The organism is Noviherbaspirillum saxi, assembly GCF_003591035.1.
Lineage (GTDB): Bacteria > Pseudomonadota > Gammaproteobacteria > Burkholderiales > Burkholderiaceae_D > Noviherbaspirillum > Noviherbaspirillum saxi.
In genome coordinates, this window is the sequence record NZ_QYUO01000002.1 from 1,086,863 (window position 1) to 1,105,195 (window position 18,333).

Sequence of the window (18,333 nt, forward strand, 5' to 3'; positions counted from 1 at the left end):
TGCGGCGAGACATATTCGATGAACAGCACAGCGACGCTTTGCCGGCTAGAGGATATCCCCGATGGGGAGGCTCGCGGCTTTGATCCGGCCGGGGTGGGCAGGGACACGCTGTTCATCGTCCGACAAGGCCAAGGGCTGCATGGCTGGTATGACCGCTGCCCTCACGAAGGGGATACGCCATTGCCGTGGCGTCGCCACGGCTACCTGAATAAAAAGCGGACCCGGATCGTGTGTTTTGCCCATGGCGCCCAGTTCGAGATTGCATCGGGAATGTGCATTCTCGGGCCTTGCCTGGGTGAACGGCTCGATCCGGTGCAACTCGTTATCCATCCTGATGGCGAAGTGGTAATGATGGCCGTCCCGCCAATGCCTGCTGCACCGTGTCCCGGTCCAGGCTCTGATATGAGGTGCAAGAACGTATGACCAGACTCGTCCAGAACGTATTGATTGTCGGAGGCGGGGTTTCCGGATTGACGACTGCAATTGCGCTGTGCAAGCACGGCATTGCCGTCGAGGTTGTCGAACTGGAGCCGGACTGGCTGACTGACGGGATAGGCATCAGCCTGGTCGGCGCCGCGTTACGGGTGTTTCGAAGCCTGGGCATCCTGGATGCCTTTCTCGCGCACGGGCATGCCAGCGATGGAATCGACCTGTTGACGCCTGACGGAAGCTTGCTGGCGCAGTTGTCGACACCCCGGGTCGCCGGTCCTGAAGTACCCGGGGGAGGAGCGATCAAGCGGCGGAACCTCGCCAGGATTCTTGGCGACGAGGCGCTCAACCTGGGTGCGAATGTCCGCCTCGGAAGCACCTTCCGCGCGTTGCGCCAGGATGGCCGGTCCGTCGAGGTGGAATTCGCGGACGGCCATTGCCGTCGCTACGACCTGGTGATCGGTGCGGACGGCATCCGCTCCAAGGTGCGGGAGGCAGTGCTGCCCGAGGTCTACCAACCTGAATACTGCGGCCAGGGGTGTTGGCGGGCACTGCTTCCGAGAGCGCCGGAAATCGAGCGGACCACTTTGTGGGTCGGAGGTAAGGTAAAGGCCGGTGTATGCCCGGTCTCGGATACCGAGATGTACCTGTTCATCAACGAGCATCGTCATTCAGCCGCCCACGTGTCAGATGCAAAACTCCTGCCGATGGCCAAGAGGCTGTTGGCGGAGATGCCCAACAAGACCTTGCAGATGATCGGCGAACAGATCAATGCGCGGTCCTGCCTGGTGTTTCGTCCGATGGAAAGTCTGCTCGTACCCCTGTCCTGGCATCAAGGCCGGGTGGTCCTGATCGGCGACGCTGTCCACGCGTCGACGCCGCATCTGGCCGCCGGCACTTGCCTTGGTGTCGAGGATGCGGTCGTCCTGGCAGAGGTGCTGAACAGCGCGGCATCCGTTCCCGAGGCCCTTCAGCAGTTCGAACAACGGCGCTGGGAACGCTGCCGGACGGTCGTCGAGAATGCGCGCCGGCTGAGCCAGATCGAAATCGAGGGCGAGGGCGGTTCCGCCCATGTGGGCCTGATGGAAGCGTCGTTCGCACGCATGCTGGATGAAATCTGACATTGGAACGGCGCCGCATGAAGCCGGACTCCGGTTGTTCGATGTCTTTCCAATTTGATCGGTCGTGCCGATATGGCGCGATGTTGAAAGTGTCCGCGAGAGCAGGATGCAATGAGAAGAGGAGCAGGAGATGTATAAATTCGATTCTGTCGCTTCGGGCGGAGAAAATGAGGGCCTGAACAAGCTGTTCGGGCGGGTGGAAGGGGCGCTCGAGCAAGGCCTGTTGCCGGTCGAGGTGTTTTGCGACGACAAGGTGTTCCGCGCCGAGATGGACCGGATTTTCACGCGCAACTGGGTATTCGTCGCGCACGACTCGGAAATTCCGACCAAGGGTGATTTCGTCCAGCGCCGGATCGGGCTGGACCAGGTCATCGTGATCCGCGACGAAACGGGGAAGGTCAACGTGCTGCTGAACCATTGCAGCCACCGCGGGAGCGAGGTGTGTCACGAGGACCAGGGGAACGCCAAGCACTTCAAGTGCCCGTACCACGGCTGGGTCTACAAGATCAACGGCGACTTTGCCGGCGCGCCCCACTTCAACGATGCCTACGCTGGCTCCCTCGATGCGAAAAAATGGGGCCTGCGCCGCGCACCGAAAGTGGAAAGCTATCACGGCTTTATCTTCGCCTGCCTGGACGAGAACGCGGTCAGCCTGAAGGAATACCTGGGCGAGGCAACCTGGGCGCTGGATGCGATCTTCGGCCTGCATCCGCAAGGAATGAAAGTGATGGCACCGCCCGAGCGCTTCATCGTCAAGGCCGACTGGAAGAGCGGCGCGGAAAACTTCTGCGGCGACGCCTATCACGTCAGCACTGCCCACATCGCGGCTGAATTGTCCGAGTTCATTCCCGGCATTCGCGAGGTCAGCACGATAGCCCGCGGTTATGACTTCGGCAACGGCAACAGTTTCATCGGACATGAACTGACCCAGTGGGGGCCAACATTTGAAATGTGGGCCTATCCGCCGGAGACACGCGCGCAATTCGATCTATCCGGGTTCGATCCCGTTCAGGTGGACATGATCAAGAATACGCCGCCGACGATCGGGACCATTTTTCCGAACTTCAGCTACCTGCGCTTCCCGCAGCCGGCCACGCCCGGCGGGAAGCCGGTGCCGTTCACCAATATCCGGATGTGGCAGCCTGTTTCGCCAGGCGTCATGGAAATGTGGACCTGGGAATTCGAATATGCCTTCCTGTCCGACGAAGACAGAAAAGAAGCCTATCTCGCCGGCCAGTTCGGCTTTGGCTCCGGCGGTATTTTTGAAATGGACGACACGGCGGTCTGGGAAGGTATCGCCAAGATGGCGGCCAGCCCGTGGAGTCGCCGCGCCGGTGCGATGCTGAACTACCAGCAGAAGCGTGGCGGTCCCGATCCGGAATGGAAGGGGCCAGGCCAATTCCACAAGTCGATTTACGGAGAATATCTGCAGCAAGGTTTCTGGCGCCGCTGGCTGAGGGAGATGAGGGAAGGCGATGCTGCCAGGGAAGGGAGCAAGCAATGAGTCAAGTGAACAGCACCGCCTACAAACCGGCGACGCCGGAGCAATTCGCCATCGCCCAGCAATTCCTTTCGTGGGAAGCCAAGCTGCTGGATGAACGACGTTACTGGGAATGGTTCGACCTGATCGATGACAGCATCGAATACCTCGTGCCGCTCCGCGTCGCCAAGGCCAACTACGCGGACGAGACACCGGCGGGCGCCTTCCGCATCTTTGACAGCAAGGACTTGATCAAGGTCCGCATCAAGCGCCTGGATTCCGGTGCGGCCTGGGCCGAAACACCTCCCTCGCGTACTTTGCGCGTGGTCGGAAGTCTGCTGGTGCAGCAGACCGAACAGGCCGACGTCCTGGCCGTCGAAAGCGCGCTGATCATCTATCGTCAGCGCGGTCACGATGAACGGGGCGACATTATCCCGGTCCGTCGCCAGGACCAGCTTCGCCTGACAGACAACGGCGCGCGGCTGCTCAAGCGCAACGCGCTCGTCACCGAAGTAGTGCTTAACACGCCAAACCTCGGCGTGTTCCTGTAAAGATCGGCGTCCCGCGGATGGCGCGGGACGCCGCTGCGCAACTGCATACAAACCTGAAGGCACGGAGTACATCAATGAGCAACAACCCCCTGAATTTCCTGGCTCGAAGCTTCGACCAGATCTGCTTTGTCGTGGAAGACCTCGACGAGGCCGTCGAATTCTGGCGCAAGACCAACGGTATCGATGCCTGGAACATCGCTGAGAACCTGGCGAAGGAACAAACGGAAAAGGAATACCGCGGCAAGCCGGGCGATTTCCAGTTCAGCTGCGCCTATGGCTTCGCCGGCGACACGCTGATCGAACTCGCCCGCCATGATGGCGGCAGCAGCGTGTACAAGGACTGGCTCGATACCAATGGAAAGGGACCGCACCATGTCGGCTTCCGCCTGGCGAACGCGGAAGAATACGCACAGGCCGAGCACCACTACCTGGATTGCGGCATCGAAAAGTCCATGGCGGGTTTCTTCCAGGGACCGTTCGGGAATTGCCGCTGGTCTTATTTCGATACACGCGAGACGATCGGCTGCTACACGGAACTGTATTACGTGGACGGCGAGCTGGTCGAACGCCTGATGCGCTTGAAGAGCGGCGAGGTGGTCAGCATTACGTCGTAAGGCGCGGTGCCTAAGCCAACTCCCGGATGGAATGGAAACTATCCGGGATTTCGCCGCCTGCGTCCGGTTGCGGATTGGGCCAGGCAAAGCAAGGGAGGCAAGGGAGGCAAGGGAGGATAGGTATGAATGCAGCGACGGTAGCGGAAATTGATTTCCCATGGACCGATCAATATCTGCTCGGCTTCTCGCCGATGGACGCACACCATCGCGAGTTTGTCGACACCTTGAATGCGCTGGCCACGGCCGCGCAGGACGACGTGTTGACGATGCTGGACAAGTTCATCGAGGCGACGGAAGAACATTTCCACCAAGAGAACGACTGGATGGTGAAGCATGCCTTTCCGCCGCGCGACTGTCATATGGCCGAGCACCAGGCAGTGCTGCGTACCCTGTATGAAGCACGGGGCATGGTCGTGATGGGAAGGACGGATTTTTTGCTCGGCATGATCAAGGCATTGACGGAGTGGTTCCCCGGGCATGCGGATCACCTCGATTCGGCGCTGGCGCAATGGATGACCAAGAAGACGCATGGAGGCATCCCGGTGGTGCTGAAACGGCTTGCGCGCGAACAGACCGCTGAATAGCAGCGGCGCTTCGCGGTTCCGAAGGGCGGTGCTCGGCATATTGTTCCTGCGCTTGCGCGCCTTTGTCCCGCCACGCTCAACGCATTTTTCAACATCCCTAGACAGTTCAATCAACCGCAATACAACGAGAGATCAACAGATGGATGTCATTCAGCTGTGCAATTGGCGTTACGCCACCAAAAAAATGGTTCCCGGGAGAGCAGTCCCGCAGGAGAAGCTTGACCGGATCCTCGAAGCGGCCCGGCTCGCTCCATCGTCGAGCGGCTTGTAGCCTTATGAAATTCTGGTGATCTCCGATTCCGCACTGCGCCGGCGAACAGGGCAGGGGTTTTGGCGTGGTGGCCAGCGAAGTGCGCGGTCTCGCGCAACGTTCGGCCAGTGCGGCAAAGGAAATCAAGTCGCTGATCACGGACTCGGTCAGTGAAGTACGCGCCGGTAGCGAATTGGTCGGCGATGCCGGGCGCACCATGCAAGAGATCATGGAACGCGTGCGGCGCGTGACGGACCTGATGAGCGAGATCAGTGCCGCCACGGCTGAACAAAGCAGCGGCATCGACCTGATCAATCAGGCGGCAGGAGAAATCGAAGGGGTTACCCGCCAAAATGCCCGGCTGGTGAAGGAAACGGCCGACTCGGCAAACAGCCTGCAGCAGCAATCGCAGCAACTTGCGGAGCTGGTTTCGGTTTTCAAGGTGGCGGCGCCGGAAGCCGTCACGGCCGGGATGCCTGTACCCGGCATCGAAATGCCCCGGACATTGCGGTTACCTGGATGATGAGTATTGTCGATGGTGCAAACGCGCCTGCCGATGGAGCCACGTTCTGCCCGGTGACCCCAAATTTACTATTCATCAGTTCGTTTCTATACTGAAGGCGTCCCTGTTATGCATCGAAGGAGAGCGTCCCGGCTCGGCATAGTTCACTCAACAACTACATTGAAGATTGACAATCATGATTTCATCGGCAGGCCGTCGCGCCTTACTGGTTACCATTCTGGCTACCGCTTCGGGCCTGGCATCGGCCACGGAACGAACGTATCTGAAGATCGTCGTGCCGTTCAGCGCGGGCGGCATAACGGACCAGACGGCACGCATGCTCGCCGACAAGATGGCGTCGCAGTTAGGTCAAGCCATCATCATCGAAAACAGGCCGGGCGGCGGCAGCCGGATAGGCATTGAGGCAGTTGCCAAGGCCGCTCCCGATGGTATGACGCTGCTGTTCACCAATATCAGTTACAGCATCCTGCCTGTGATCGAGCCGAACGTTCCATTCGACCCGATGACCGGCCTCACACCGGTGACGACGGCAGCAGTCTATGGCTTGGGGATAGTGACCAACAATAACGTACCTGCCAAGTCGCTCCCCGAATTCATTCAGTACGCCAGGAAGCATCCCGGAAAACTGAACTACGGCAGCGCCGGCCCCGGTAGCGGTGCACATTTTGCGGGAGAATTTTTCAAGTCGCTCAGCGGGACCGATCTCGTACATGTTCCCTATCGCTCGACTTCGCAGGCGCTCGCCGATGTGGCGGCTGGCGTACTGGAGCTTGCATTTGATGCCTCGGTGAAGCCTTATGTTGACGCGGGCAAGGTCAAACTGCTGGCGGTAACCGGTTCAGAGCGCGATCCGCGCTTCCCGAATGTACCGACTGCAGTGGAAAGCGGGCTGCCGAACTTTGTCCAGGTATCCTGGCTGGGATTTCTCGCGCCGCCCGCGACATCGCCTTCAGTAGTCGAACGGATTGGCAAGGCCGCCAATCTTGCTCTGAGAGATGTCGCATTGCGCACGCGCATGCAGAGCATGGGACTGACGCCGCAAAGCAGTACCCCGGAACAGTTCAGCCAACAGATTCGCAGCGATATTGCGACCTACCGAAAGATTGCCGCCGAGTCGAAATTGAAATTTGAATGACAATGGCGGGCGTTCCTGCTGTTTCCCGCATCCCAAATCGGCAAGGGCTATCAGTCCAGGCAGCCTGTCATCCGTTTTCAATCATATAGCGAGTCACCAACGGTGCGGCATCGCCTATATGAAACGCAAGCTTTCGTTCTCGCAGCGCAACGTCCGACGCCGTCACCCGATCGAAACGGCGCAAATGTTCCGTCCATGATTCGTCCACTATCTGTTCGATATAGCGACCGGGCTGCGCGATGTCGTGAAGCAAGTCCCATTTCAACGCACCTTGTCGCAGGCGACTGCGGCGGCTCTCTTGCATAAGTTGTTGAAATTCGGTCGCATGCCTGGGATCGATGACATATTCGATCGTGACCACGACATTGCTTTTTTGAATCGGCAGATCCAGGACTGGCGCTTTCAGTTGACGGGATGGGGTCAAATCCTCTTCGATATCCCGGTCCACCGCGAACCGTTCGGCGGCAAGCATGGCCACCGTCCCTGTTACCGCGGCGATGGCCAAACTGATCTGTACGGTCTGCAGCGTCGCCACCTGTCCCCAAACGGCAGCGCCGGTGGCGCTTGCCCCCATGATTGCCATTTGATACATGGACATGCCGCGTGCACGTACCCAATCCGGTAGACCTAGCTGGGCTGAAACGCTCAGTGAATTGGCCGTGGTGATCCAGGCCATACCTGCAAAGAACATGGCGGCTACAGCGACATAGACATTCGGGGCAAAGGCAACGACCAACGTCGACGCCGATTGCAGTGTGGCGCCACGGACCACGAGCGCATCCCGAGACATCAGCCGGCGCAAGCGCGGCAGAAACATGGCTGCAACGATCGCACCGGATCCCATGGATGCGAGGAGGACGGTGAACGTACCGGCGTCGCCGCCTTGCAGTCCGCGCGCGACGAGGGGTAATAGTGCGAGTAACGCGGTCGAATGAAAAAAGAAAAGGAAGATCCTTAACAATACCGCTTTCAGCCTGGACGACTGCCTTACAAACTGTATTCCGACCCGCATTGCACTGATCAATCGCTCCCGCTCCAGCGTACTGGGAACGCGCTCGTAGCGCCACCGCATGATCACAAATCCGCAGATCAGGGACATGAGGGCATTCAGAATAAACACATACGCGCTGCCGGCACTGGCAATGATTGCGCCCGCAATCAGCGGTCCGACAATACGGGATGCGTTCATCGCTATGCCGTTGAGAGCGAGGGCGGCAGGCAGTTCCGGGCGCGGTACCAGATCAGGAACGATGGCGGCAAAAACAGGCCAGCGCATCGCAAGGCCGATACCATTGGCAAACGTCAATGCCAGCAATAGCCACGGGGTCATCAAGTCGGCCAGGACCGCGACGGACAGAATGATGGCAACTGCGGCGACCCAGAACTGTGTCAGGATGAAATAGCGGCGTCGGTCGAGAATGTCCGCAAACGCGCCGCTTGGCAGCCCAAGCAGGAACACGGGCAGAGTGGAGGCCGTTTGGACCAGTGCCACCCATATCGGCGATGCAGTCATTGACGTCATCATCCACGCGGACGCGACGTCGTTCATCCACATAGCGATATTGGCGGTCAGCCATACGCTCCATAACATGCGGAAGACCGGACGCTTGAGCGGCAAAAATGGCGAAAGCGACTCTGGTCCTGAACGGGGAGGCTGACTTGACAAAACAGGTTCGGGAAGTGGCTCGATTGGCATGGAAGTGAATAGCTGATGCAGTTAACCACAATATTTCATGTAATGCCAAAAACAGTTCAGGCCTTCGCAAAGAAGTCAGCTTTATTAACAGCGCCTGGCCGTATTGCTGCAAAGGATGAGCAATGGTAACAGGTTTGCCATTGCCCAAAATAGGGATAAGGTGCGATCACAGTGAACTGGTTTGCTTGCCGTCTCTGTGCCGAGATCAGCAGACCACCATATCCTATCGCGGCGAGTATGCGCGAACTCCGGTTGGCAAGCCTTCCGAGTCGAACGCCCTGGCAATCTGAACCTCGCGAACGCCAATCGCAATCAAGCCGTCTGCGCGATCAGCGATGGCGCTTTCCATGGTCTCCGCTTGGTTTGCCGGTCCATCGACGTTGCCGATCAAGGTGCCCGTAGACCTCGCATGCAAGCTTATCCGTAACACCGATTCATCATTCAATACCATGGGCCCGATAATCGCCCTGGCTTCATCCGGACCCGTCTCGTGCAATTCCAGCGTACCTTGAACTTCCGATAGCAGACGGAGTACTTCCATTTCCGCCAATGCCGCGTCCTTCCCGCCAAAGAACAAGTCCTGATACAGGAAGTCGATCTGCATGTCACGCCCGTCGGTGACGAGACAGCGTCGCAGCAATGGCGTCGCCTGCTTCGACCATTGTCGAAAGCGCTCGGCACGCTCGTCGAAGTAGCGGTCGGCCGCCGCTTCTTTTTCCGGCACATGGTAGAACGCATCGTCCATGGCTTTCAGCGCAAAGCCCAACAGGAAACGCAGTTCCAGCGCATGATCGTCCGGCGCGAAGTGAGACGGCGGCCATCCGCGCATGCTGCCAACGATCGCATCGGCGGCAACAAGCTTCTTGCGTGTCATCGCGCCGGTCGCTTCATGGACCATCGCATTTAACTGGCAATAGGCGATATGCCTGATTTCGTCAGGATGATAGGCATGGCTCACCAGCATCACACTAGCTTTACGGCTTTCCAGGCCACTGTCGATAATACTTTCCCGGAGCCGGTTGAATGCGTCTTCGTCCTGAAAGCACTGTTCGCTGTTCAGGCCACCCGTCGTATGGATGAAGAGAGGAATCACGAAGGCATTCACTTCCAGTGCGGCCTTGTCATCGCGGTGGAGCAGTGCAGTGCCGGCCAGGTCTTCTATGTTTTCGCGTAATACATGATGGGCCTTGGCATCTTCCTCGTAGCTATAGTCAAGTGCATCCGCAAGCACTTGTTCGCGCTGTTGCAGCAGGCATTTCCTGACTACTTTGCGCAGATCGGCCTGCGTTTTGCGCTCAGCTTCGCCGAGTACCGCGTAAGCGTCGGATTCCCGTAGACTGTTTGCCAATGCAAGCAGTCGGTCCGCTAGCTCTTCGTCCGGTTCCTCTACCGCTGAACTGGCTTTCGTGGCGGACGGATATTTTGTCTTCTTCATGGCTTGGTCGTTAAACTATGTTTGTTAAGCAGGAATTGTAGCGACGTGTCGCTCCTTGCTGTCTGGCACGGGTTAAGGCCAAGATGTTAAGGCAAATATGATTGCACAGACAGGAAAAGATGGTTGCAACCGCGTGATAAGGTCTTCCAATTTCTCGGAAAGAATCGGCGCCGAAAAGGGTGAATCGCAGCCGGTTGAGGCCAGGAACGGATTTTATGCCAATCTCAAGCCATCACTTGATCACTTGATATCCAGCAATCGTCATCCTGCTTTCTCAAAACCTGGCAAGCATAATTAGTTTGAAAGACCCCTATGCGCATCTACAATCAACTCATTGCGCTTGCCGTCAATTCGATTGATCAGATGCAATGTTCTTGTGTAGCACGAATGCCGGCCCCAATGGAGGTAGGTCATGATTTTCGAACAGATCACTACAGGCGGTTGCCAGTCCTATCTGGTCGGATGCGCTGACACCTGTGCGGCGGTGGTCATCGATCCGGAAAAGAGTCAGATCGACCGTTATCTAGCCCTTGCGATGCGCCACGGATTGCGTATCCGTTACCTGCTTGACACACATACGCATGCCGACCATTTTTCCGCGAGCCGGCAACTGGCTCGGCAGCTGGACGCGCCCCTGGTGATGCATCGCGCAAGCCCGGCGCCCTTCGTGGACATGCGCCTGGACGACGGCGAAATGCTGGCGGTCGGCAGGCTGCGCCTGCAGGCGCTGCACACGCCCGGCCACACGATGGATTCCATGTGCCTGATTGCGGAAGACCGGATATTCAGCGGCGATACCCTGCTCATTGGCGCCACCGGGCGGAGCGACCTGCCCAGCGGCGATCCGGAAGCGCTGTACGACAGCCTGTTCAATCATATCCTGCATCTGGACCCGGCCCTCAAGGTATATCCGGCCCACGAGTACAAAGGCCGCAGCCATTCCACGATTGGTCAGGAAATCACTGACAATCCTCGGCTGCAGAAGCGTGATCGCGCCGAGTTCGTCGAAATGATGCGCAGTCTTAACCTGACCATGCCGACGCATATTACCGAGGCCTTGCGCACCAATATGAGCGGCGGCAAGACCGTCGCCGATTTGCTTTCCGAGGCTGCCGAGAGGGTTCCTTTCATGTCGTTGGGCGAACTGAAGTCGCGGGTCGACGCCGGAGACGACGAGTTGATCATCCTGGACATTCGCGAGCGTGAGGCTTATCTCACCGCGCATATTCCGGGCGCCCGTTTGCTGCCACGCGGCCAGCTCGAGCTGCGCGTCAATCAGGAGTTGCCCGATCCTACGCGCCACATTTTGACGTGTTGCGAGTTGGGTCTCATTTCCACACTCGCGGCTTCGACGCTGCGAACCATGGGTTATCAGCGCGCTGTTGCCTTGGATGGCGGCATGAAGGCGTGGCGGGCCGCCAGCTATCCGGTCGAACACGGGCCTGCGCAGTAAGGCGTCGCGCAGGAATAACTTGCACAATTTTGTTGGCCGTAGCGGGCGCGCTGCGGCGTTGTTCGTCATCGCCATAGCTCGCTATGACTCCTCCTCTCGCCTTGCATCGCCTCCCGCGACGCCCGCCAAATTGCACAAGTTATTCCTGCGCGGCGCCTAAGCTTCTATCGCGAGCCGGTACTGCGGCGCGGTGTTCGGCGTTCACGCGGCACCCGAATGACCTTGTACGGGTGTCCGCTGTAGCCGCCTGATAAAATGTTTGAGCGCGTTCATTCTGACAGCCGCGTTAAAGGCAGCACCTTGGTTCAACTAAAGCAGGGGTTCTTATTGACTCGACACTGGCGTGATACGGCCAGTGGTACGGAAGTCGACTTTTGGCTGGCGACCGATGAGGGGCCGCGCCATATCCGGCTTGGACCTCAGCGATCGGTAGCCTTCATTCCCGCCGAACAGCGCGAGCAGGCAGAGTCGCTGCTATCCGGTGAACGTTCGTTCGAACTGCGTCCCCTCGCTCTGAACGATTTCCGGCAACGCGCGGTGCTGGGCCTGTATTGCCGGCAGTATCGCCACTTGCTCAAACTGGAAAAGCGTTTGCGCGAAAACGGCATCGATGTCTACGAAGCCGATGTACGGCCGCCGGAACGCTATCTGATGGAACGTTTCATCACAGGGCCGGTATGGTTCGACGGCCAGCCTGATCCAGGTGGCAATGGTCTGCTGCTTGACAGCAGGATGAAAGCAGCGCCTGGTTACCGCCCCCAACTGAAAGTGGTATCGCTGGATATCGAAACCAGCATCCACGGCGAACTGTACTCAATCGCACTGGAGGGTTGCGGCCAGCGCCAGGTGTACATGCTGGGTCCCCCGAACGGCGGCGATGATCGGCCGGACTTCGATCTGGAATACTGCGACAACCGTTCGCAGATGCTGGAGCAACTGAATCGATGGGTGGAACGGCACGATCCCGACGCCATCATCGGCTGGAATCTGGTGCAGTTCGACCTGCGTGTGCTGCAACGACACGCGGAGCTCTATCATATTCCGTTGCGCTTTGGGCGCGACCGCAGCGTAATGGAATGGCGCGAACACGGCGGCAAGCAACAGCACTACTTTGCAGCCATCGCCGGACGCCTGGTCATCGACGGTATCGAAGCACTCAAATCGGCGACCTGGAGTTTTCCCTCATTTAGCCTGGAACATGTCGCGCAAACATTGCTGGGCGAAGGCAAGTCCATCGACAATCCTTACGCGCGGATGGCGGAAATCGACCGTCGATTTGCCGAAGACAAGCCTGCCCTTGCGCGCTATAACCTGAAAGACTGTGAACTGGTCACGCGCATCTTTGCCAAGACCGAACTGTTGACCTTCCTGCTGGAACGTGCCAGCGTCACAGGTCTGGCCATTGATCGCAGCGGTGGTTCGGTAGCCGCCTTCGAGCATCTGTACATGCCGATGATGCATCGCCAGGGTTACGTGGCGCCCAACCTCGGCGACGTAGCAGGAGAAAACAGCCCCGGCGGCTTTGTGATGGATTCTCGATCCGGATTGTACGATTCGGTGCTGGTTCTCGATTACAAAAGCCTTTATCCGTCGATTATCCGCACGTTTCTGATTGACCCGGTCGGCCTGGTGGAAGGCGCGCACAACATCGACCCCAATGCAACGGTGCCGGGTTTTCGCGGGGCGCGCTTTTCTCGCGACAAGCATTGTCTTCCTGCTATCGTCAGGCAAATCTGGCAGGGGCGTGAAGCGGCCAAGCGCGAGCGCAACAATCCGCTGTCGCAGGCACTGAAAATCATCATGAACGCGTTGTATGGCGTGCTGGGATCGAGCGGCTGCCGTTTTTTCGATCCTCGCCTTGCATCCTCGATCACATTGCGCGGTCACGAGATCATGCACCGCACGCGTGAACTGATCGAAGGCCAGGGTTTTAAAGTCATCTACGGCGATACCGACTCCACCTTTGTCTGGCTAACAAGCGCGCATACGGAAGAGCAGGCGGTCGAGATCGGCCGCGTGCTGGTCGATCATGTCAATCAATGGTGGGATCGGCACTTGCGGCTGGAATTCGGGCTCGACAACGCACTCGAACTTGAGTTCGACACGCATTACCGCCGTTTTTTGATGCCGACCATTCGCGGTTCGGAGCAGGGCAGCAAAAAGCGCTACGCGGGTTTGATCGTCAAGCCCGACGGTAGCGAGGAAATGGTGTTCAAGGGAATGGAAACGGTGCGTACCGACTGGACGCCGCTGGCGCAGCAATTCCAGCAGGCGCTGTACCTGCGCATTTTCAAGGCCGAAGCGTATCGGGACTATGTACGCGACTATGTCCAGCGCACGGTCAGCGGCGAGTTCGATGCGCTGCTGGTATACCGCAAGCGCTTGCGCCGGCCGCTGGACGAGTATCAGCGCAACGTGCCGCCGCATGTGCGTGCCGCGCGCATCGCCGACGAATACAACCAGCGTCATGGCCGTCCTGTGCAATATCAGAATGGCGGGTGGATTCGTTATGTCATGACGGTAGCCGGTCCCGAACCGTTGGAGACCCGACGCTCAGCTATCGATTACGAACACTATGTGACACGTCAGCTGCAACCGGTGGCTGACGCCATACTGCCTTTCCTGGGCGATGATTTTGCAACACTGACCAGCCGCCAGCAAGTCTTGTTCTAACGCCGGCCGTCGTGCAACTCCGTGCCGGGAAAATGCATCAAAAATAGAGACTTCCTCTGCCGACCGGGCAGCAGAGGAGCATTCAGCCGACGGGGCGTCGGCATCATCGATAACGCCTTCCATTCGACATCATTCTTTCAACGTCTTCGTTCAACATGGCGACTTCATCGCGCAACTGCTGACGTTCGCTACGGGTGACATAACCGTCGGCTTGAAACGCCGCCTCGTGACGCTGCAGGCGCTGTTCCTTGGCGAACAGTATGTCGGCCTCGCGCCGGGTAATGTCGCCGCTGCGCATGCCCTGTTCTATCCTTGAGCGGATCAGGTATTGCGCATGATCGATGCGGTTTCCACCATCGGTATGAGAGCCGGCGGTGCGGCGATTGAAGATGCTTTCTTCGACTTGCGCGCGCATCTGTTCCAGGTCGTGACGCAGTTGCTCGCGTTCCTGCGGTGTGGCCATGCCATCGCTCTTGATCCTCATTTCATGCATGTGTATTTCCCGCTCGCGCCGATACAACGCCTGGGCCTCTGCCTGGGTGATCTGTCCGGATGAAACACCTTGCTGGATGCGCGCATGGATTTCCTGCTGCGTGGCGTCGATGCCCGGCGTATGCGTATCGCGCGCAAATGCGGACGCCATGGAGACGCCGACCAGTACGGCGGAAGCAACAAGGGAGACGGCGAATGATTTGATCTGCATGATGGATTTTCCTGAAATATGAATCGGACTGCCGAAACTGCTCTAATGCATCAGTAACGATAGGGATTGTTCGGGCGGCGGTCGTACCGGTTCGGCACGCCGTCCCCGTCGCGGTCGCGGCGATAGGAATGGCCGGCGCTTCCGGACCGGACTGTGCCGGATACGTGCACGCCGGCATCGCTGACGGGGACCGCGATGCAACCGGATAAAAGGCCGCAGGCCGCGGCGATGGACAACACCAGTTTCTTCATTATTTCTCCTCTGTGAGTCGGGCTGGTCGCGCTCGCCGAAGCGGCTGCTGCCGGGCGCCGGCTGCGCATTCGACGTAGCTGTATTACAAGCGAGCGCAGGCATTTCGCCTATCAGGAATCGGTAAGGGCGGTTACAGGATGTATGTAGCGAAATGTACCCATGTATCAATCCGTCGAAGCGTCAGGGGCCGGCCGGTATAACCGGTATCAATCCCCCATGCTGGGCATCTTTCCCGATAAATGCGAAAATACCGGCTTGAACTGATGCGACAAGTGCAAATCAGGACAGAAAAACAATATCGCGACAAGTTGAAACGGTGCGGCACCGCACCCGTCTCTTGCGCGGGACCGTCCTGCCAGATGCTGTCGCTCTGCATTTCGGCACTCATGCCATTGGCATTTTTCCATCAGTACGGCGTCGGACGCCGCACACCAATTGCCAGAATGACGTAAGCACGTCGGATTACTCCGGGAAACGATCTTGACCTACAGTGTGAAAGAAATTTTTTATACCTTGCAAGGCGAAGGAACGCATGCGGGTCGGCCTGCGGTGTTTTGCCGCTTTTCGGGCTGCAATCTCTGGTCGGGGCGCGAATCCGACCGTGCATCCGCCGTCTGCAGGTTTTGCGATACCGATTTCGTCGGCACCGACGGCGAACGCGGCGGCAAGTACGATGCGGCACAGCTTGCCGGCATCATCGATTCCTTCTGGCCAGCCGGGTATGCGGATACAAAGTTTGTCGTATTTACCGGCGGCGAACCCTTGCTGCAGCTTGATCGCGCCCTGATCGATGCAATGCACGCCCAAGGTTTCACCATTGCCATCGAAACCAACGGCACCCTGCCGGTGCCCGAGGGAATCGACTGGATCTGCGTCAGTCCCAAGCATGGCGCGCCGCTCAAGGTTGTCAAAGGCAATGAACTGAAGGTGGTGATTCCGCAGCCGGGCCAGCCGCTCGACGAGTACGCGCAGCTCGACTTCGAGCATTTTTACCTGCAGCCGATGGATGGCCCGGAAGCGGAAAACAATACCCGTCTGGCGATAGAACTCTGCAAACAAAAGCCGCGCTGGAAACTCAGCCTGCAAACCCACAAGCTACTGCACATACCCTGATGCTTACGATTACCAGAAAACTCGAATTCGATGCCGGACATCGCATCCCCGACCACAAGAGCCAGTGCCGTAACCTGCACGGCCATCGCTATACGCTGGAAATCACCCTGATCGGCGAAGTGATCGAGGTCGAGGGAAGTTCGGACAATGGCATGATCATGGACTTCTCCGATGTGAAGGCGCTGGCAAAACAGCATCTGGTCGATGTCTGGGACCATGCTTTTCTCGCTTATGAAAAGGACACGGCGGTGCTGGAATTCCTGGCCAGCCTGCCGGGGCACAAGACCGTCATCATCGATCGCATCCCTACCGTCGAGAACCTGGCGCGCACCGCCTTCGACATCCTGCATGCGGTATTTAGCGACCGTTACGGAACCGGTCTCCGGCTGCACAAGCTGGTGCTGCATGAGACGCCCAACTGCTGGGCGGAAATCACGCAGGACTGAGCGGGATGACGCAAGTGACGACGCAAGCAATGGCGCAGCCAATGGCACAAGATACGATCTTCATGCAGCAGGCGCTTTCGCAAGCCCATAACGCGTGGGCGCTTGGCGAAGTGCCGGTGGGTGCGGTGGTGGTGAAAGATGGACAAGTCATTGCGACCGGTTTTAACCAGCCTATCGGCAATCATGATCCGACCGCGCACGCCGAAGTGGTGGCCTTACGGGCGGCCGCCGCCGTACTGGGCAACTACCGTTTGCCGGGATGCGAGCTGTACGTGACGCTGGAGCCCTGCGCAATGTGTTCAGGCGCGATGATGCATGCCCGCCTGTCGCGCGTGGTGTTCGGCGCATCCGATCCCAAGACTGGCGCCTGCGGTTCCGTGGTCAATCTGTTCGCCCAGGAAAAGCTCAACCATCACACCGAGCTGGTTGGCGGTGTGCTGGCCGAGGAATGCGCGGGATTGCTGAAGCAGTTTTTTGCGGAGCGGCGCCGCGCCTTGCAAGATATTGCCAACGCGCAAGTTTAATTCTCTCTTTTTGACGTGACGGGCAGAAAGATTGCCGGTCGTGTACAGTCAACAGGTCAACCGCTCACGCGTCGGCAGATTTTTCCGCCTTGGTATAAATATTACCGGCCACAGCGCGGAACGCATTCTGGACTGACATCGCCCGGATGATCGCAGTGATCAACGTTCAGCCGTCAACTTATGGCACGCCCCTTGCTGGAGTTCCGGCTTGTCGAAGTTTCAGGTCAATGAACAAATGATTCACGCCGTATCTTCAAGCGATATCTCCGGTGCTTGGCAATGGATTGAAAATTGGGAGGTTTGATTGCGTATTATTGAAGCCAACGGTCTACAGCTGGCCTGCGACGACCAGGGCGACCCGAATGGGGAGCCGCTGCTGTTGATCGCCGGCCTCGGACTCCAGTTGATTTCCTGGCCCGACAACTTTTGCAAGACATTGGTAGACCAAGGCTTTCGAGTCATCCGTTTCGATAATCGCGATTGCGGCATGTCGACCAAGCTGAGCCATCTCGGCAAGCCTCACCTGCATCAGGCGTTTTTCCAGTCGCTGTTTCGCATGCCGCTGTTTAGCGGCTACACCCTGTATGACATGGCGAAGGATACGATAGGCTTGCTCGATGCGCTGGAAATCCGCAAGGCGCATATTGTCGGCGCATCGATGGGCGGCATGATTGCGCAAATCATTGCCGCGCGCTATCCGGACCGCACGCATACCCTCACATCGATCATGTCGACCAGCGGTCGCCCCGGTTTGCCGGGGCCAAGCTTTGCTGCAAACAACGCAGTGTTTTCCATGCCCCGCAATCCGCGCGATATCAATGCGGTCGTCGAGCATTTCGTTCATCTGTTCCGCGTCATCGGCAGTCCCGCGTATCCGACGCCGGAGCCGCTGCTGCGCGAGCGCGTGATGGAAAGCGTACGCCGCAACTCGACCATCAATGGCACTTCGCGCCAGATGATGGCGGTAGCCTCGTCCGGCGATCTGGTGGCGCAACTTCGTACGATTCGCCTGCCGGCGCTGGTGATCCACGGCAGCGACGATCCATTGGTGCCGGTTGCCTGCGGACGCGATACCGCACGCTGGATTCCCGGCGCGATCATGCACGAAATCGAAGGCATGGGACATGACATTCCGCCCGCGCTGGAAGAACCGATCGCCAATCTGATTGCCGCGCATGCCCGTCACGAGTTATACCAATCCCAACCCATAACGTGACAAATGAAATCGATGGATTTTTTCGACTGGCAAGGCGCAGGAGGAGTCAATAGCGGGCTATTGACGACGAGTGCAACGCAGGCAGGCGGAAAAAGACGCGATTTCATGGCACGTTATGGGTTGGGATTGGTATTA

General features: G+C 58.3%; 17 protein-coding genes and 1 pseudogene. 14 read left to right on the forward strand and 4 right to left on the reverse strand.

Annotation, left to right across the window (positions count from 1 at the left end; all coding sequences use genetic code 11):
- The first annotated feature begins 18 nt into the window (after positions 1-18).
- The 8 genes and pseudogenes from D3871_RS20655 to D3871_RS20695 all read left to right on the forward strand — a co-directional run bounded on the left by D3871_RS20655 (position 19) and on the right by D3871_RS20695 (position 6,687).
- Positions 19-423, forward strand: coding sequence for a Rieske (2Fe-2S) protein (locus D3871_RS20655; RefSeq protein ID WP_119770934.1), 405 nt, complete (start codon positions 19-21; stop codon positions 421-423).
- Positions 420-1,550 carry an FAD-dependent oxidoreductase gene (locus tag D3871_RS20660; RefSeq protein WP_119770935.1) on the forward strand — a complete coding sequence of 377 codons (1,131 nt, stop codon included), beginning with the start codon at positions 420-422 and terminating at the stop codon, positions 1,548-1,550. Before D3871_RS20655 ends, D3871_RS20660 begins: the two co-directional genes overlap by 4 nt.
- A gap of 130 nt (positions 1,551-1,680) precedes the next feature.
- Positions 1,681-3,054, forward strand: coding sequence for an aromatic ring-hydroxylating oxygenase subunit alpha (locus tag D3871_RS20665; RefSeq protein WP_119770936.1), 1,374 nt, complete (start codon positions 1,681-1,683; stop codon positions 3,052-3,054).
- Positions 3,051-3,581 (forward strand): aromatic-ring-hydroxylating dioxygenase subunit beta, encoded by a 531-nt coding sequence (locus tag D3871_RS20670; RefSeq protein ID WP_119770937.1) that lies wholly within the window; start codon positions 3,051-3,053, stop codon positions 3,579-3,581. Before D3871_RS20665 ends, D3871_RS20670 begins: the two co-directional genes overlap by 4 nt.
- A gap of 74 nt (positions 3,582-3,655) precedes the next feature.
- Positions 3,656-4,195, forward strand: a complete 540-nt coding sequence (locus tag D3871_RS20675) for a VOC family protein (RefSeq protein WP_119770938.1) — start codon at positions 3,656-3,658, stop codon at positions 4,193-4,195.
- Positions 4,196-4,317: 122 nt separating this feature from the next.
- Entirely contained in the window at positions 4,318-4,779 is a 462-nt protein-coding gene (locus tag D3871_RS20680) for a bacteriohemerythrin (protein ID WP_158598000.1), read from the forward strand.
- Between the two features lie 308 nt (positions 4,780-5,087).
- A pseudogene (locus D3871_RS20690) lies at positions 5,088-5,552 on the forward strand (methyl-accepting chemotaxis protein); the annotation flags it as partial.
- 175 nt (positions 5,553-5,727) lie between these two features.
- A complete protein-coding gene (locus D3871_RS20695; protein WP_119770941.1) occupies positions 5,728-6,687 on the forward strand; it encodes a Bug family tripartite tricarboxylate transporter substrate binding protein in 960 nt (319 codons plus the stop codon).
- Between the two features lie 67 nt (positions 6,688-6,754).
- Here the strand turns inward: D3871_RS20695 and D3871_RS20700 are convergent, their stop codons facing one another.
- The gene (locus D3871_RS20700) at positions 6,755-8,383 is read right to left on the reverse strand and encodes an MFS transporter (protein WP_119770942.1); all 1,629 of its coding nucleotides are present in this window, start codon (positions 8,381-8,383) and stop codon (positions 6,755-6,757) included.
- 223 nt (positions 8,384-8,606) lie between these two features.
- Positions 8,607-9,818 (reverse strand): DUF2863 family protein, encoded by a 1,212-nt coding sequence (locus D3871_RS20705; protein WP_119770943.1) that lies wholly within the window; start codon positions 9,816-9,818, stop codon positions 8,607-8,609.
- A 412-nt stretch (positions 9,819-10,230) separates the two neighbouring features.
- Here D3871_RS20705 and D3871_RS20715 point away from each other — a divergent pair, with 412 nt between their 5' ends.
- A complete protein-coding gene (locus D3871_RS20715; protein WP_119770945.1) occupies positions 10,231-11,271 on the forward strand; it encodes an MBL fold metallo-hydrolase in 1,041 nt (346 codons plus the stop codon).
- 255 nt (positions 11,272-11,526) lie between these two features.
- Positions 11,527-13,944, forward strand: a complete 2,418-nt coding sequence (locus tag D3871_RS20720) for a DNA polymerase II (protein ID WP_119770946.1) — start codon at positions 11,527-11,529, stop codon at positions 13,942-13,944.
- A 103-nt stretch (positions 13,945-14,047) separates the two neighbouring features.
- Here the strand turns inward: D3871_RS20720 and D3871_RS20725 are convergent, their stop codons facing one another.
- Both D3871_RS20725 and D3871_RS20730 read right to left on the reverse strand, forming a co-directional pair.
- The gene (locus tag D3871_RS20725) at positions 14,048-14,647 is read right to left on the reverse strand and encodes a hypothetical protein (RefSeq protein ID WP_119770947.1); all 600 of its coding nucleotides are present in this window, start codon (positions 14,645-14,647) and stop codon (positions 14,048-14,050) included.
- A gap of 50 nt (positions 14,648-14,697) precedes the next feature.
- Positions 14,698-14,898: a hypothetical protein gene (locus D3871_RS20730; protein ID WP_119770948.1), complete on the reverse strand. Its 201-nt coding sequence runs from the start codon at positions 14,896-14,898 to the stop codon at positions 14,698-14,700.
- Between the two features lie 481 nt (positions 14,899-15,379).
- Between D3871_RS20730 and queE the strand changes: the two genes are divergently transcribed.
- From queE to D3871_RS20750, 4 genes are all read left to right on the forward strand, one after another.
- A complete protein-coding gene (gene queE, locus D3871_RS20735) occupies positions 15,380-16,012 on the forward strand; it encodes a 7-carboxy-7-deazaguanine synthase (RefSeq protein ID WP_119770949.1) in 633 nt (210 codons plus the stop codon).
- Positions 16,012-16,458: a 6-carboxytetrahydropterin synthase QueD gene (gene queD / locus D3871_RS20740; protein ID WP_119770950.1), complete on the forward strand. Its 447-nt coding sequence runs from the start codon at positions 16,012-16,014 to the stop codon at positions 16,456-16,458. The genes queE and queD overlap by 1 nt, the downstream gene beginning before the upstream one ends.
- A 41-nt stretch (positions 16,459-16,499) precedes the next feature.
- Positions 16,500-16,982, forward strand: a complete 483-nt coding sequence (gene tadA / locus D3871_RS20745) for a tRNA adenosine(34) deaminase TadA (protein ID WP_233575748.1) — start codon at positions 16,500-16,502, stop codon at positions 16,980-16,982.
- Between the two features lie 304 nt (positions 16,983-17,286).
- Entirely contained in the window at positions 17,287-18,198 is a 912-nt protein-coding gene (locus D3871_RS20750) for an alpha/beta fold hydrolase (RefSeq protein ID WP_119770951.1), read from the forward strand.
- Positions 18,199-18,333: the final 135 nt, after the last annotated feature.